Origin of the sequence: Streptomyces sp. SKN60 (assembly GCF_026236535.1) — a bacterium.
Lineage (GTDB): Bacteria > Actinomycetota > Actinomycetes > Streptomycetales > Streptomycetaceae > Streptomyces.
The window spans coordinates 158,111-172,019 of record NZ_JAHTMW010000008.1 but is presented as its reverse complement, the minus strand read 5'-3'; the positions used below and the strand labels follow the sequence as shown (position 1 = coordinate 172,019).

16 protein-coding genes are annotated in these 13,909 nt (G+C 72.7%); 2 read left to right on the top strand and 14 right to left on the bottom strand.

Features of this window, described 5'->3' with window-relative positions:
- The 7 genes from KV205_RS15580 to KV205_RS15550 form a co-directional block, all read right to left on the bottom strand.
- Entirely contained in the window at window positions 1-399 is a 399-nt protein-coding gene (locus KV205_RS15580; protein ID WP_265864952.1) for an OB-fold nucleic acid binding domain-containing protein, read from the bottom strand.
- Between the two features lie 93 nt (window positions 400-492).
- Complete coding sequence (locus KV205_RS15575) at window positions 493-1,176, bottom strand: response regulator (protein WP_265864951.1); 684 nt, start codon at window positions 1,174-1,176, stop codon at window positions 493-495.
- Window positions 1,177-1,243: 67 nt separating this feature from the next.
- The gene (locus KV205_RS15570) at window positions 1,244-3,799 is read right to left on the bottom strand and encodes a sensor histidine kinase KdpD (RefSeq protein ID WP_265864950.1); all 2,556 of its coding nucleotides are present in this window, start codon (window positions 3,797-3,799) and stop codon (window positions 1,244-1,246) included.
- 109 nt (window positions 3,800-3,908) lie between these two features.
- Window positions 3,909-4,577, bottom strand: a complete 669-nt coding sequence (locus KV205_RS15565; protein WP_265865095.1) for an ABC transporter ATP-binding protein — start codon at window positions 4,575-4,577, stop codon at window positions 3,909-3,911.
- Window positions 4,578-4,812: 235 nt separating this feature from the next.
- The gene (locus KV205_RS15560; RefSeq protein ID WP_265864949.1) at window positions 4,813-5,574 is read right to left on the bottom strand and encodes a DUF3710 domain-containing protein; all 762 of its coding nucleotides are present in this window, start codon (window positions 5,572-5,574) and stop codon (window positions 4,813-4,815) included.
- Between the two features lies 1 nt (window position 5,575).
- Window positions 5,576-6,088, bottom strand: coding sequence for a dUTP diphosphatase (gene dut, locus KV205_RS15555; RefSeq protein WP_017237679.1), 513 nt, complete (start codon window positions 6,086-6,088; stop codon window positions 5,576-5,578).
- Window positions 6,088-6,672: a PaaI family thioesterase gene (locus KV205_RS15550; protein WP_265864948.1), complete on the bottom strand. Its 585-nt coding sequence runs from the start codon at window positions 6,670-6,672 to the stop codon at window positions 6,088-6,090. Before KV205_RS15550 ends, dut begins: the two co-directional genes overlap by 1 nt.
- Window positions 6,673-6,730: 58 nt before the next feature.
- On the opposite strand from KV205_RS15550, the gene KV205_RS15545 reads away from it, so the two are divergent.
- Window positions 6,731-7,210 (top strand): DUF3093 domain-containing protein, encoded by a 480-nt coding sequence (locus KV205_RS15545; protein WP_265864947.1) that lies wholly within the window; start codon window positions 6,731-6,733, stop codon window positions 7,208-7,210.
- Between the two features lie 41 nt (window positions 7,211-7,251).
- Here the strand turns inward: KV205_RS15545 and KV205_RS15540 are convergent, their stop codons facing one another.
- The 4 genes from KV205_RS15540 to KV205_RS15525 form a co-directional block, all read right to left on the bottom strand.
- The gene (locus tag KV205_RS15540) at window positions 7,252-8,304 is read right to left on the bottom strand and encodes a hypothetical protein (protein ID WP_265864946.1); all 1,053 of its coding nucleotides are present in this window, start codon (window positions 8,302-8,304) and stop codon (window positions 7,252-7,254) included.
- Window positions 8,305-8,316: 12 nt separating this feature from the next.
- Complete coding sequence (locus KV205_RS15535) at window positions 8,317-8,613, bottom strand: DUF4193 domain-containing protein (RefSeq protein WP_003955561.1); 297 nt, start codon at window positions 8,611-8,613, stop codon at window positions 8,317-8,319.
- Between the two features lie 398 nt (window positions 8,614-9,011).
- Window positions 9,012-10,262 (bottom strand): cell wall metabolism sensor histidine kinase WalK, encoded by a 1,251-nt coding sequence (locus tag KV205_RS15530; RefSeq protein WP_265864945.1) that lies wholly within the window; start codon window positions 10,260-10,262, stop codon window positions 9,012-9,014.
- Between the two features lie 4 nt (window positions 10,263-10,266).
- On the bottom strand, window positions 10,267-10,920 hold the full coding sequence (locus tag KV205_RS15525; RefSeq protein WP_265864944.1) for a response regulator transcription factor: 654 nt from the start codon (window positions 10,918-10,920) through the stop codon (window positions 10,267-10,269).
- A gap of 350 nt (window positions 10,921-11,270) precedes the next feature.
- Between KV205_RS15525 and KV205_RS15520 the strand changes: the two genes are divergently transcribed.
- On the top strand, window positions 11,271-11,444 hold the full coding sequence (locus tag KV205_RS15520) for a hypothetical protein (RefSeq protein WP_265864943.1): 174 nt from the start codon (window positions 11,271-11,273) through the stop codon (window positions 11,442-11,444).
- A gap of 71 nt (window positions 11,445-11,515) precedes the next feature.
- On the opposite strand, the gene KV205_RS15515 is transcribed toward KV205_RS15520, so the two are convergent.
- The 3 genes from KV205_RS15515 to KV205_RS15505 all read right to left on the bottom strand — a co-directional run bounded on the left by KV205_RS15515 (window position 11,516) and on the right by KV205_RS15505 (window position 13,729).
- The gene (locus tag KV205_RS15515; protein WP_265864942.1) at window positions 11,516-11,686 is read right to left on the bottom strand and encodes a hypothetical protein; all 171 of its coding nucleotides are present in this window, start codon (window positions 11,684-11,686) and stop codon (window positions 11,516-11,518) included.
- An 89-nt stretch (window positions 11,687-11,775) separates the two neighbouring features.
- On the bottom strand, window positions 11,776-12,576 hold the full coding sequence (locus KV205_RS15510) for an inositol monophosphatase family protein (protein WP_265864941.1): 801 nt from the start codon (window positions 12,574-12,576) through the stop codon (window positions 11,776-11,778).
- Window positions 12,577-12,601: 25 nt separating this feature from the next.
- Window positions 12,602-13,729 carry a ferrochelatase gene (locus KV205_RS15505; RefSeq protein WP_265864940.1) on the bottom strand — a complete coding sequence of 376 codons (1,128 nt, stop codon included), beginning with the start codon at window positions 13,727-13,729 and terminating at the stop codon, window positions 12,602-12,604.
- Window positions 13,730-13,909: the final 180 nt, after the last annotated feature.

Below are 13,909 nucleotides of genomic sequence, written 5' to 3'. Positions count from 1 at the left end.
CTACTCCTGTCCGAGCGGTCGGAGCTCGTATTTGGGGTTGAAGAGGACCCGCCGGCCGTGGCTCATGGAGATGCGACCGGAGGCGATCAGCTTGCGGCCCGGCTCGATGCCCACGATGGAGCGGCGGCCCAGCCAGACCACGTCCAGCGGGGCGGTGCCGTCGAAGAGCTCGGCCTCCAGCGCGGGCACACCCGCACGGGGGCGCAGGGTGACCGTCCGCAACGTACCAGTCACCTTGACTATCTCGCGGTCGTGGCAGTCGGAGATCCGGGTGCACCCCGAGGCCGCGGAGTCCTCCTGGAGCTCGACCGACTCCAGCTCCTCCTGGGAGGTGGACAGCCGGTCGAGCATGCGGCGGAAGCGCCCGGCGGGCTTCTCTGTACGCGGTGCGGCACTCATACGTAAAAGCGTACCGGCCGCCGCCGACGGCCCGTCGGGCACCGAACCCCGAGCGGCCCCGGACCTGACCCGGACCGGACCCGGAGACCGAACTCAGTGTTCGAAGCGGTAGCCCATGCCCGGTTCGGTGACGAAGTGGCGCGGGTGCGAGGGGTCCGGCTCCAGCTTGCGGCGCAGCTGGGCCATGTAGACCCGCAGATAGTTGGTCTCGGTGCCGTACGAGGGGCCCCAGACCTCCTGGAGCAGCTGCTTCTGGCTCACCAGGCGGCCGCTGTTGCGGACCAGGACCTCCAGGAGGTGCCACTCGGTCGGGGTGAGCCGGACGTCCTTGCCGGCCCGGTGCACCTTCTTGGCGGCCAGGTCGACGGTGAAGCCGTCGGTCTCGACGACCACGTCGCCCTCCTCGCGGCCGACCGGCTCGGCGCGGCGGACGGCGGCGCGCAGCCGGGCGAGCAGCTCGTCCATGCCGAAGGGCTTGGTGACGTAGTCGTCGGCGCCGGCGTCGAGCGCCTCGACCTTCTCGTCGGAGGTCTGCCGGGCGGACAGCACCAGGATCGGCACCCGGGTCCAGCCGCGCAGGCCCCTGATCACCTCGACGCCGTCCATGTCGGGCAGGCCGAGGTCGAGGACGACGACGTCGGGGTGGCGCTCGGCGGCGAGCCGGAGGGCGGTGGCGCCGTCGGGCGCCGCGTCGACCTCGTACTTCCGCGCCTTGAGGTTGATCACCAGGGCGCGGACGATCTGTGGCTCGTCGTCGACCACGAGGACCCGGGTCATGGAGGGTGGCCTTCCTGTCGGTTGTCGTGAGGGGGTGTTACGGGCCGGGGGCCGTGGCCCGGGTCGGTTACGTGAAGCTGTGGACGGACTGCGGGGCGGCGCCCGGGTCCGGGGGCGGCGCGGCGCCGCCGGCGGTGCGCAGGGTGAGCACCATGGTGAGCCCGCCGCCGGGGGTGTCCTCGGCGGCGAGGGTGCCGCCCATGGCCTCGACGAAGCCGCGGGCGACGGCGAGGCCGAGGCCGACGCCGGAGCCGCGCGGGGCGTCGCCGAAGCGCTGGAACGGTTCGAAGATGCCGTCCTTGCCCTCGTCCGGGACGCCGGGGCCGCGGTCGGTGACGCGCAGTTCGAGGCGTTCGCCGAGGACGCTGGCGGAGACGGCGACGGGGACGCCCTCGGGGCTGTACTTCACGGCGTTCTCGACGATGTTGGCGACCGCCCGCTCAAGCAGTCCGCGGTCGACGTCGACCATGGGGAGGGTCTCGGGGATGTCGAGTTCGACGCTGCCGTCGGGGACGCCGCCGAGGGCCATGGGGACGACCTCGTCGAGGTCGGTGGGGCGGATCAGTGGGGTGACGGTGCCGGTCTGCAGCCGGGACATGTCGAGGAGGTTCCCGACGAGGTGGTCGAGCCGGTCGGCGCCCTCCTCGATGCCTTCGAGGAGGAGCGCCTGGTCCTCCTCGGACCATTCGACGTCGTCGGAGCGGAGCGAGCTGACGGAGGCCTTGATGCCCGCGAGCGGGGTGCGCAGGTCGTGGCTGACGGCGGCGAGCAGCGAGGTGCGGATCTTGTTGCCCTCGGCGAGCTTGCGGGCTCCCTCGGCCTCGTCGACGAGCCGCTGGCGGTCGAGGACGACGGCGGCCTGGGCGGCGAAGGCGCCGAGGACCCGGCGGTCCTCGGCGGGCAGCACCCGCCCGTTGAGGGCGAGCGCCAGGTGGTCGCCGACGGGCATGTCGACGTCCGCGTCGTCGGGCCGGGTCGCCGGGTGGGCGCCGACGCTCGCGGCACAGGTCCAGGGCGCGAGGTCGTCGGCGCGCTCCAGGAGGGCGACGGACTCCATGGAGAAGGTCTCCCGGACCCGTTCGAGCAGGGCCTCCAGGCTGCTCTCGCCGCGCAGCACGCTGCCGGCCAGGTAGGACAGCACCTCGGACTCGGCGCGCAGCCGGGCGGCCTGCTGGGTGCGCCGGGCGGCCAGGTCGACGACGGAGGCCACGGACATGCCGACGCCGAAGAAGACCGCGATGGCCACGATGTTCAGCGGGTCGGCGATGGTCAGCCGGTGCAGCGGCGGGGTGAAGAACCAGTTGAGCAGCAGGGAGCCGAAGGCCGCCGAGGCCAGGGCCGGCAGGAATCCGCCGAGGAGGGCGGAGGCGACGGTCAGGGTGAGGAAGAGCAGCATGTCGTTGGCGAGGCCGAGGTCCGCGTCGACATGGGTGAGCAGCAGGGTGAGCAGGGCGGGTCCGGCGACGCCGACCAGCCAGGCGCACACGATCCGGCCCCGGCCGAGGCGCGCGCCGCGGGCGACGGGCAGGCCGCGGCCCTTGGCGACCTCCTCGTGGGTGACGATGTGCACGTCGAGGTCGGGGCCCGACTCGCGGGCCACGGTCTGGCCGACGCCCGGCCCGAACATGTACTGCCAGGTGCGGCGGCGGCTGGAGCCGAGCACGATCTGGGTGGCGTTGACGCCCCGGGCGAACTCCAGGAGGGCGTGCGGCACGTCGTCGCCGATCACATGGTGGAACGTTCCGCCGAGGTCCTCGACGAGCGTCCGCTGCACCGCCAGCTCCTTCGGCGAGGCGGCGGTGAGGCCGTCGCTGCGGGAGATGTAGACGGCGAGCACCTCGCCGCCGGCGCCCTTCTCGGCGAGCCGGGCGGCCCGCCGGATCAGGGTCCGGCCCTCGGGGCCGCCGGTGAGGCCGACGACGATCCGCTCCCGGGCCTGCCAGGTGGAGCGGATGTTGTGCTCGCCCCGGTACTGCCGCAGGTACTCGTCGACCCGGTCGGCCGTCCACAGCAGCGCCAGCTCGCGCAGCGCCGTCAGGTTGCCGGGCCGGAAGTAGTTCGACAGGGCCGCGTCGACCTTGTCCGGCTGGTAGACGTTGCCGTGCGCCATCCGGCGCCGCAGGGCCTGCGGCGACATGTCGACCAGCTCGATCTGGTCGGCCCGGCGCACCACCTCGTCCGGCACCGTCTCCTGCTGCCGCACCCCCGTGATCGACTCGACCACGTCGCCCAGGGACTCCAGGTGCTGGATGTTCACCGTCGAGACCACGTCGATGCCGGCCGCGAGGAGTTCCTCCACGTCCTGCCAGCGCTTGGCGTTGCGCGAGCCCGGCACATTGGTGTGGGCGAGCTCGTCGACGAGCGCGACGGCCGGCCGCCGGGCGAGGACCGCGTCCACGTCCATCTCGGAGAACTCCCCGCCCCGGTACTCCAGGCGGCGCCGGGGTATCCCCTCCAGGCCGTGCAGCATCACCTCGGTGCGCGGCCGGTCGTGGTGCTCGACGAACGCGACGACCACGTCGGTACCGCGCTCCCTGCGCCGGTGCGCCTCGGAGAGCATCGCGTACGTCTTCCCGACGCCCGGTGCCGCTCCCAGGTAGATCCGGAGTCTGCCGCGTCCCATGCCATGACCTTACGTCCAGCTAATCGGACATTCCGCACAGGTAGCAGCGCTCCGGGCCGTCTTGACGTGATTCTGATGCAGCCGGCCGGAGGCGGGAGCAGCGCACTCGTCAGTGCTCGATGATCTCGCCGTCGCGCAGCTCGAGCACCCGGTCCGCGAGGCCCAGGAGCTGGGTGTCGTGGGTGGCGACCAGGGCGGTGCAGCCCTCGCTGCGCACCACGGCCCGCAGCAGCTCCATCACGGCCAGGCCGGTCTCGGCGTCCAGCTGTCCGGTGGGCTCGTCGGCGATCAGCAGCGCGGGCCGGTTGGCGAGGGCGCGGGCGATGGCGACCCGCTGCTGCTGGCCGCCGGAGAGCTCTCCGGGGCGCTGGGCGGTGTGATCGGCGAGCCCGACGAGCGAGAGCAGCAGGGCGACGCGCTCCTCGCGCTCCTTCGGGTCGGCCTTCCGCAGCCGCATCGGCACGCCGACGTTCTCCGCGGCGGTCAGGATCGGTATGAGCCCGAAGGACTGGAAGATGAATCCGATCCGGTCCCGGCGCAGTTCCAGCAGGCCCTCCTCGCCCAGATCGGCGAGGTCGGTGCCGTCGATGACGATGCGCCCCTGGTCGGCGGTGTCGAGGCCGCCCACCAGGTTGAGCAGGGTGGTCTTGCCGGAGCCGGAGCGGCCCTTGAGGGCGACCAGCTCGCCGCGCGGGATGTCGAAGGAGACGCCGCGCAGGGCGTGGACTGCGGCGGCCCCCGTCCCGTACGACCGGTGCAGGTTCTCCACCCGGACCATCGGCGCCGCCGCCGGGTCGTCGAGGACGGCCGTGCCGGTCCGCGCGTTGCTCTCACTCACCGTGGTACCCCCCTGGTTCGAACGTGTGCTCCGCCAGTATGTGCCGCGGGCGCGCGGCGGGACCAGGCCTGTGGAAAACCGGCTGTGGAAAACCCGGTGGGCCGCTCCCGCCCCACCCGTACCCGAGGTACGAGCGGACGGGAGCGGCCCACCGGGCCTGCTCATGTCACCGGCCTCAGCGGATCTCGGAGATCTCCGGGCCGCGCTGCAGCTGTCCCATGCCGCCGGAGAAGCGGGAGCCGGACTGGTCGTCCTGCTGCACGCCGTCCGGGACCATCTGGGCGTCGTTGGGCAGCTTGAGGACGATCGGGTCGCGCGGGGCCATCGGCCCTTCGCCGCGGACGACCACGGTGTCCCGGACGATCTGCTCCAGGAGGCCGGCGGCCTCCGGCTGCACCGCGCCCTGGCCGGAGATCACGCCGCGCAGGAACCAGCGCGGGCCGTCGACGCCGACGAAGCGCACCAGCTGGACGCCCCGGTTGCCGTCGGGCAGCTGCACCGGGACCTGGGCGCGCAGCTCCCAGCCCAGCGGGCCCTCGATCTCGTCGATGACACCGCCCTGCTGGGTGATGCCGTTGGCGATCTCCTCGCGGACCTCGCCCCAGATGCCCTCCTTCTTGGGGGCGGCGAAGGCCTGGAGCTGCACGGCGCTGTCGCGCAGCACGACGGTGGCCGCGACGATCGCGTCGCCCGCCACCTCGACCCGGAGCTCCATGCCCTCGACACCGGGCACGAAGATGCCGCCGAGGTCCACCCGGCCGTCCTCCGGCCGGCTGACCTCGGAGATGTCCCAGGGACCGTCGGGCCGGGGTGCCGGCGGAAGGTTCACCCGGCGCTGCCCTCCGGCGGCGTCGGTCGCGTCTTCGGTGTCCACCGCGTCGACGACCTGCTCGGCGGCGTCCTCGGCGGCACCGCTCTTCTTGCGACGTCCGAACACGTCACTGTCCTTCCCGGTCGGATACGACCGAAGCGTATCGATTCCCACCCGTAGTGCCGTCCACGGCGGCATGACCGCCGGTGGACCCGAAGCCCCCCTCGGCCCGCGCAGAGCCGGGAAGCTCCGCCACCTCGTGGAAGCGCACCTTCTCGACCTGCTGGACGACCAGCTGGGCGATCCGGTCGAAGCGCTCGAACCGCACGCTCTCGCGCGGGTCGAGATTGACCACGATCACCTTGATCTCTCCACGGTACCCGGCATCGACCGTCCCCGGGGCATTCACCAGGGCGACTCCGCAGCGGGCCGCGAGTCCGGAGCGCGGATGCACGAAGGCGGCGTAGCCGTCGGGCAGCGCGATGGACACCCCGGTGGGCAGCACGGCCCGCTCCCCCGGGGCGAGCACGGCGGCCTCGGTGGTCACCAGATCGGCGCCGGCGTCGCCGGGGTGACCGTACGCGGGGATCGGCACCTCCGGGTCCACCCGGCGGATGAGTACGTCGACGGGATTGCGCATCAGGGGTTCACCTCGAAGGCGCGGGCGCGCCTGACCTGGTCGGGGTCGGACATGGCCGCCCGGATCTCCTCCGGGCGCCCGTTGTCGATGAAGTGGTCGACCTTGACCTCGATGAAGAGGGCGTCGGCGCGGACGGCGACGGGGCCCTCGGGCCCGCCGATCCGGCCGACGGCGGTCGAGTAGATCTTGCGGCCGTGCACGGCGGTGACCTCGGCCTGGAGGTGGAGCACCGTGCCGACCGGGACGGGCCGGGCGAAGTCGGTCTCCAGGCGCCCGGTCACGGCGATGACCCGCAGCAGCCAGTTCAGGGAGCCAAGGGTCTCGTCGAGCGCGGTGGCGAGCACGCCGCCGTGCGCGAGGCCGGGGGCGCCCTGGTGGTCGGGGGTCACGGTGAACTCCGCGGTGACCGTCACGCCCTCGCCCGCGCGCGCCTCCAGGTGGAGACCGTGGGGCTGCCCGCCGCCGCACCCGAAGCAGTACTCGTAGTGCGCCCCGAGCGGCTCGCCGGGGGCGGGCGCGTCGGGGTGGCGTACCGGCGCTATGGCGTCGGCCGGCGGGGTGAGAGCGGCAGATGTTCCAGTCACAGGCGCAGACCTTACCCGCGCGGCCGGGCGCGGGTCGCGCCGTGCCAAGCTTGGGGACATGCAGCAGCCTTCCGCGCCCGCGACCGCCCCGAGCTTCGACGAACGTCTGACCGCACCCCGCTCCTGGTGGCTGATCGCGGCCCTGATCGGTCTGTCGGGCGCCCTGATCATGTTCCCGCTGGGGACGGTGCCGGCGCTCGGCGGTCTGCTCGCCGCGGGGGCGCTCGCCGCGGTGGGCGTCTCCTCTTACGGCTCGGCCCGGATCCGGGTGGTGGCCGGCTCGCTGGTCGCGGGGGACGCACGGATTCCGGCGTCGGCGCTCGGGGCGCCCGAGGTGCTCGACGCCGAGGAGGCGCGCGCCTGGCGCACGCACAAGGCCGACCCGCGCGCGTTCATGGTGATGCGCAGCTATGTGGCGACGGCGGTACGGGTCGAGGTGACGGACCCGGAGGACCCGACGCCGTACGTCTATCTGTCCAGCCGTGAGCCGGAGGCACTGGCGGCGGCGATCGAGGCGGCCCGCACCGAGGCTGCGTAGTCCCGTACGGGCCTCCAGGGGCCCTCAGGGCCCCTCCAGGGCTAGAAGTCGATCTCCTTGGGGTTCTCCGGCTGCTCCAGGGGCGGCAGGGCCGGGAGGGCGTCCCAGGGGATCTGGCGGGCGCGCAGGTCCTTGCGGATGTGCTCGGCGAGTTTCCTGGTGTCGCGCCGGTTCATCACGGCGCCGACGGCCGCGCCCACCATGAACGGGGTGAGGTTCGGCAGGTTGCGCATCATGCGCTTCATGATCTGCTGGCGCAGTTCGCGCTTCATCTGGCCGCCGAGCGCCGCGTTGACCGTGGTCGGCTTGGTGGGGTCGATGCCGCGCTCCTCGGTCCAGGCGGTGAGGTACGCGGTGGAGCGCTGGGGGAGCGCGCCCGGGGGCCGCAGGCCGTAGACCTCGTGCAGCTCGGCGACGAGCTTGAGCTCGATGGCGGCGACGCCGGTGATCTCCGCGGCCAGCTCGGCGGCCATCGCGGGCGGTACGGGCAGCATGGCGGCGGCGCCGATGCCGGCGCCGACGGTGGCGCTGGCCCTGGACGCGCCGGAGATGAGCTTGTCGGCGATCTGCTCGGGGCCGAGGCCGGGGAACTGCCGCCGGAGGGTCGCGAGGTCCCGTACGGGAACGCGCGGGGCGATCTCGATGACGCGGTCCGCGAGATAGCCGATGCCGGCCCTGGCGCCCTGACCGCCGCGCCTGACTCCGCGCCGTACGGCTTCGATGCGGGCGCTGTCGAGCCTGATGCGCTCGAGCTGGACGCGCGCGGGGTTGGCCACGCGCCGCAGGACGCCGCGCTTCGCGGTGCCGTCGCGGGTGTCCGGGCCGGTGCCGGCGAGGCCGGTGGGGTCCGGGCCACTGAGGTCCAGGTGGGTGTCCGGGTCGAGCCGGTGACCGGCCCGGTGCGCGTCGGATGCTTCGAGCGAGGCCGTGCGGCCTCGCCCGTCGTCACGTGCGCCAGGTGCGGGCAGGGGGGCGGAGTGCTCGGCGGAGGGAGCGTCCTTGACGCCCTCTGCCGGGCCCGAGCCGCCCTGGTACGCCTCCGACCTCCCGGGGAGCCGGAGCCGTCGCTTCCGAGACGGTGTGTCGCCTGCCACGGTCACTCGATCTCAGTCGCAGTCGCGGCAGATCGGCTGACCGTTCTTCTCCCGGGCCAGCTGGCTCCGGTGGTGCACGAGGAAGCAGCTCATGCAGGTGAACTCGTCCGCCTGCTTGGGCAGGACCCGGACGGCCAGTTCCTCGTTCGAGAGGTCGGCGCCCGGGAGCTCCAGGCCCTCGGCGGCCTCGAACTCGTCGACGTCGACGGTCGAGGTCGACTTGTCGTTCCGGCGGGCCTTCAGTTCCTCAAGGCTGTCCGAGTCGACGTCGTCGTCGGTCTTGCGTGGGGTGTCGTAATCCGTTGCCATGTCAGCTCTCCCCCTCTGGGTGGTTTGCGGTGTCTCCAGCGCACGTAACGCGTGAGAGGCCGGACTTGTGCCCGACCTGAGGCGGAGATTTTGCCTCACATCAAGGTCTGTTACTCAATCGACACCCAATCCGCCCTCTCACGAGTGACCGGCTTTGGGTGGCGAAGCGGACCGTACACGGTCCTGCGGCCCTCCCTCACGGGTGCCACCCCGTGTACTTCCCGTCATTCGGACCCCCGGAAACCCGGACTTTTCCGGGTTTTCCGCGGGAATTCGCGATCACGGAGAGTGGAGGACCGGACACTCATTCCTGTGATCGATCACACAGAACGACCCGAGGAAAGAGAACCGGAAATTCAGCGCAAAGCGAACAAAACCGGTCGGCTTCGTGCAGTGTGTCAGATCGGCAGAGTGACACGCATCACGAGTCCGCCGCCCTCGCGCGGCTCGGCGATGATACGGCCGCCGTGCGCCCGCGCGACGGAGCGCGCGATCGACAGGCCGAGGCCGACACCCTTGTCACTGCCCGTGCGCTCCTGCCGGAGGCGCCGGAATGGCTCGAAAAGATTGTCGATCTCGTATGCCGGGACGACCGGGCCCGTGTTCGACACCTCCAGGACGGCCTGACCGCCCTGCACAGAGGTGACGACCTCCACCCAGCCGTCCGCCGGCACGTTGTACCGCACGGCGTTCTGCACCAGGTTCAGGGCGATCCGCTCCAGGAGCACACCGTTGCCCTGGACCACGGCCGGGCCCCGCTCGCCGCGGAACTCCACGCCCTTGGCGTCGGCCTCCGAGCGCGCCTGGTCCATGGCCCGGGAGGCCACCTCGGCCAGGTCGACCGGTTTGCGCTCGACGATCGCGTTGTCGCTGCGGGCGAGCAGCAGCAGGCCCTCGACCAGCTGCTCGCTGCGCTCGTTGGTCGCGAGCAGGGTCTTGCCGAGCTGCTGGAGCTCCACCGGCGCCGCCGGGTCCGAGAGCGTGACCTCGAGGAGCGTGCGGTTGATCGCCAGCGGGGTGCGGAGCTCGTGCGAGGCGTTGCCGACGAAGCGCTGCTGGGCGCTGAAGGCCCGCTCCAGGCGCTCCAGCATCTCGTCGAAGGTGTCGGCGAGCTCCTTCAGCTCGTCGTCCGGCCCGTCCAGCTCGATCCGGCGGGACAGGTCCGTGCCGGCCACCTGGCGGGCGGTCCGGGTGATCCGGCCCAGCGGGGAGAGCACCCGGCCCGCCATGGCGTAGCCGAAGGCGAAGGCGATGATGCTCAGGCCGAGCAGGGCGAACAGGGAGCGCCGCAGCAGGTCGTCCAAGGCGAGGTCGCTCTGGTGCCGCAGACACATCGAGACGGCGTTGTTGAGCTGCTCACCGGTGAAGGGCTCGCCGGTGGACTTCTGGGGCAGCTCGCACCAGTCGGTGGTCGGCGTGACCGTGCCGCTGACCACCTTGAAGGGCAGGGTCGCGGTGGTGTCCCGGACCGCCTGCGCGGTGAAGAGGTAGATGATCGCCAGCAGGATGATGCCGGCGATCAGGAACATCCCGCCGTAGAGCAGCGTGAGCCTTATCCGGATGGTGGGGCGCAGCAGCGGGCGGACCGGGTCCCGGGGGTCCCAGTGCGGTTTCGGCGGCGCGTGGAGGATCGTGTTGTTCGGGGCCATCGGCTCAGATCCGGTATCCCGAGCCGGGGACGGTGACGATCACCGGGGGCTCGCCGAGCTTGCGGCGCAGGGTCATCACCGTGACGCGGACCACGTTGGTGAACGGGTCGGTGTTCTCGTCCCAGGCCTTCTCCAGGAGCTGCTCGGCCGAGACGACCGCGCCCTCGCTGCGCATCAGGACCTCCAGGACCGCGAACTCCTTCGGCGCGAGCTGGACCTCCTTGCCGTCGCGGAAGACCTCGCGGCGGTTCGGGTCGAGCTTGATGCCGGCCCGCTCCAGGACGGGCGGCAGCGGCACGCTGGTGCGGCGCCCCAGGGCGCGCACACGGGCGGTGAGCTCGCTGAACGCGAAGGGCTTGGGGAGATAGTCGTCCGCGCCGAGCTCCAGGCCCTCGACGCGGTCGCTGACGTCGCCGGAGGCGGTCAGCATCAGCACCCGGGTGGGCATGCCCAGCTCGACGATCTTGCGGCAGACGTCGTCGCCGTGGACCAGGGGGAGGTCGCGGTCGAGCACCACGACGTCGTAGTCGTTGACGCCGACGCGCTCCAGGGCGGCGGCCCCGTCGTACACGACGTCGACCGCCATGGCCTCCCGGCGCAGGCCGGTGGCCACCGCATCCGCGAGGAGCTGCTCGTCCTCGACGACGAGTACGCGCACGTCCGTAAGTCCTTTCCTGGGCGCCCTGGTCCCGCACGCGGACAAGGCGGTTCTGCGCACTGACTGTGCGTATCCATCCTGCCCCGAGCGGCCGTAAACCGGCTGTAAGGCGCCCTGCGGGGCTCCGGTCCGACCGGTCGGTCGCCGGGGCGCACGAAGAATTCACCTGATTCGGCGGGCCAGTTGAGGTTTCCGTCCGCGAAGGGCTGGGGAGGACGACTGCACACCCCGCGATCACGCCCTGTAGGTGGCCTGCCACCTACCGCTCTCTGTCCCCCAGAGGTGGCTGTGCGTGGTCCACCCACCCCCGGCACTCCCCGTGCCACCGACCCACGACGAGGGGGCGCACGATGGACGCTTTCACCGCAGGACTGCTGCACCGGATCAAGGCCACGCAGTCCGACCTCACGCGCGCTCGCGAGGCGGGCGACGACTTCCTCGCGGACGTCGAGCAGGCCGAGCTCGACGACCTGCACCGCCTGGCCGCCGAACACGGCGTGGAGATCGGCGCTGCCTGCGCCTGATCCCCGCGGATACCTCGGAGGGCCCCCGGAACCATCGGCTCCGGGGGCCCTCCGGCGTGCGCGCCCGTCCCTCAGTCGTGCCAGGCGCCCGCCCGCTCCAGGAACTCCTGCAGCGTGCCGAACAGGCCCCGCGGGGCCGCGAGCAGCAGCTCGCCCGACGGGCGCTCGCCGGCCCGGCCGCCGGTCAGGGCGCCCGCCTCGCGGGCGATGAGATCGCCCGCGGCGAGGGCACCACCTTTCATGGCCGCCCTCGCACTGCTCGGCCCCAGGGGGCCTCCCAGGCGTCGGACGCCTGGCCGGACTCCGTCCGGCGGGCGGGGCTTGCCCGGCCTCAGTCGTGCCAGGCGCCCGCCCGCTCCAGGAACTCCTGCAGCGTGCCGAACAGGCCCCGCGGGGCCGCCAGGAGCAGCTCGCCCGACGGGCGCTCGCCGGCCCGGCCGCCCGTCAGGGCACCCGCCTCGCGGGCGATCAGATCCCCCGCGGCGAGGTCCCAGGGGTTGAGGCCGCGCTCGTAGTACGCGTCGAGGCGGCCGGCCGCGAGGTCGCAGAGGTCGATGGCGGCGGAGCCGGCGCGGCGGATGTCGCGGACCTGGGGGAGCAGCTCCCGGGCCACGGCGGCCTGGTGGTCGCGGCGGGCCTGCACGTAGCCGAAGCCGGTCGCGACCAGGGCCTGGCCGAGCTCGGGCGCGGGCCGGACGGCGAGGCGCCGGTCGCCGAGCCAGGCGCCGCCGCCGAGGGTCGCGTGGAAGGTCTCGCCGCGCATCGGGACCTCGACGACGCCGACGACGGTCTCGCCGTCCCGCTCGGCAGCGATGGAGACGCCCCAGGTCGGCAGGCCGTAGAGATAGTTCACGGTGCCGTCGAGCGGGTCGATGACCCAGCGCACCCCGCTGGTGCCGGGGGTGGCGGCGCCCTCCTCGCCGAGGAGGCCGTCGTGCGGGCGGTGCTCGGTGAGGAAGCCGGTGATGAGCTTCTCGGCGGCGATGTCCATCTCGGTGACGACGTCGACGGCGCTGGTCTTGGTCTGGGCGACCGCCAGGTCGTCGGGCCGTCCGTCGCGCAGCAGGGCGCCGGCCCGCCGGCCGGCCTCCAGGGCCAGCTCGTGCAGTTCGGTCAGCAGGGGGTCGGTCATGCCTCGGTCTCCTTCGGCGTCGGGGTCACGCGTACGGGCTGTCGGCGCCGGCGGCGGCCGGGCGCTCGGCCCGGCCGGGGCAGCAGCCGATCGGGCACAGGTCGTGGGAGGCGCCGAGCGCGCCCAGGGCGCAGCGCTCGACACGCTGCCCGCGCTCGCCCGCGGCCCGCTCCAGGACCAGCTCGCGCACGGCCGCGGCGAACCGGGGGTCGGCGCCGACGGTGGCCGCGCGACGGACCGGCAGCCCGAGCTCGGCGGCCTTGGCGGTGGCCTCGGTGTCGAGGTCGTACAGGACCTCCATGTGGTCCGAGACGAAGCCGATCGGCACCATCACGACGGCGGGGGCGCCGGCGGCGTGCAGCTCCTCCAGGTGGTCGCAGATGTCGGGTTCCAGCCACGGGATGTGCGGGGCGCCGCTGCGCGACTGGTAGACGAGCCGCCAGGGGTGCTCGACGCCGGTCTCCTCGCGGACCGCGTCGGCGATCAGCCGGGCCACGTCGAGGTGCTGCCGGACGTAGGCGCCGCCCTCGCCGTGGCCGCCGACGGGGCCGGAGGTGTCGGCGGCGGAGTCGGGGATGGAGTGGGTGGTGAAGGCGAGGTGGGCCCCGGCGCGCACGGACTCGTCGAGCTCGGCGAGGGAGGCGAGCACGCCCTCGATCATGGGGCGGACGAAGCCGGGGTGGTTGAAGTAGTGCCGGAGCTTGTCGACGCGGGGCAGCGGCAGGCCCTCCGCCTCCAGCTCGGCGAGCGAGTCCGCCAGGTTCTCCCGGTACTGCCGGCAGCCGGAGTAGGAGGCGTACGCGCTGGTGGCGAGGACGGCGATGTGGCGCCGTCCGTCGGTGATCATCTCGCGCAGGGTGTCGGTGAGGTACGGCGCCCAGTTCCGGTTGCCCCAGTAGACCGGCAGGTCGAGGCCGGACGCGGCGAAGTCCGCGCGCAGGGCGTCGAGCAGGGTGCGGTTCTGGCCGTTGATGGGGCTGACGCCGCCGAAGAGGAAGTAGTGCTGCCCCACTTCCTTGAGGCGTTCCTTGGGGATGCCGCGGCCGCGGGTCACGTTCTCCAGGAACGGGACCACGTCGTCGGGGCCTTCCGGGCCACCGAAGGAGAGCAGCAGCAGGGCGTCGTACGGGGCGGGATCGAGCGCGTCGGACATGGCACCGATCCTGCCACCCGCCGCTGACGGTCCGTGGTGCGGCCCGACGGGAAGACCGACCGAAGACCGACGGGAAGATCCGACCAGAGGCCCGACCGGAAGCCCGACCGGAAAAGCGAGTGACCGGGCGACTTCAACGCCGTAGGCTTTAGCTATTAATTGACACGTGTGCGCCCCGCC

Excerpts from the sequence above, each read along its gene's own strand:
- KV205_RS15580 (WP_265864952.1), bottom strand. The coding sequence starts at position 399 with ATGAGTGCCGCACCGCGTACAGAGAAGCCCGCCGGGCGCTTCCGCCGC.
- KV205_RS15575 (WP_265864951.1), bottom strand. The coding sequence starts at position 1,176 with ATGACCCGGGTCCTCGTGGTCGACGACGAGCCACAGATCGTCCGCGCC.
- KV205_RS15570 (WP_265864950.1), bottom strand. The coding sequence starts at position 3,799 with ATGGGACGCGGCAGACTCCGGATCTACCTGGGAGCGGCACCGGGCGTC.
- KV205_RS15565 (WP_265865095.1), bottom strand. The coding sequence starts at position 4,577 with ATGGTCCGGGTGGAGAACCTGCACCGGTCGTACGGGACGGGGGCCGCC.
- dut (WP_017237679.1), bottom strand. The coding sequence starts at position 6,088 with ATGCGCAATCCCGTCGACGTACTCATCCGCCGGGTGGACCCGGAGGTG.
- KV205_RS15545 (WP_265864947.1), top strand. The coding sequence starts at position 6,731 with ATGCAGCAGCCTTCCGCGCCCGCGACCGCCCCGAGCTTCGACGAACGT.
- KV205_RS15535 (WP_003955561.1), bottom strand. The coding sequence starts at position 8,613 with ATGGCAACGGATTACGACACCCCACGCAAGACCGACGACGACGTCGAC.
- KV205_RS15530 (WP_265864945.1), bottom strand. The coding sequence starts at position 10,262 with ATGGCCCCGAACAACACGATCCTCCACGCGCCGCCGAAACCGCACTGG.
- KV205_RS15520 (WP_265864943.1), top strand. The coding sequence starts at position 11,271 with ATGGACGCTTTCACCGCAGGACTGCTGCACCGGATCAAGGCCACGCAG.
- KV205_RS15515 (WP_265864942.1), bottom strand. The coding sequence starts at position 11,686 with ATGAAAGGTGGTGCCCTCGCCGCGGGCGATCTCATCGCCCGCGAGGCG.
- KV205_RS15510 (WP_265864941.1), bottom strand. The coding sequence starts at position 12,576 with ATGACCGACCCCCTGCTGACCGAACTGCACGAGCTGGCCCTGGAGGCC.
- KV205_RS15505 (WP_265864940.1), bottom strand. The coding sequence starts at position 13,729 with ATGTCCGACGCGCTCGATCCCGCCCCGTACGACGCCCTGCTGCTGCTC.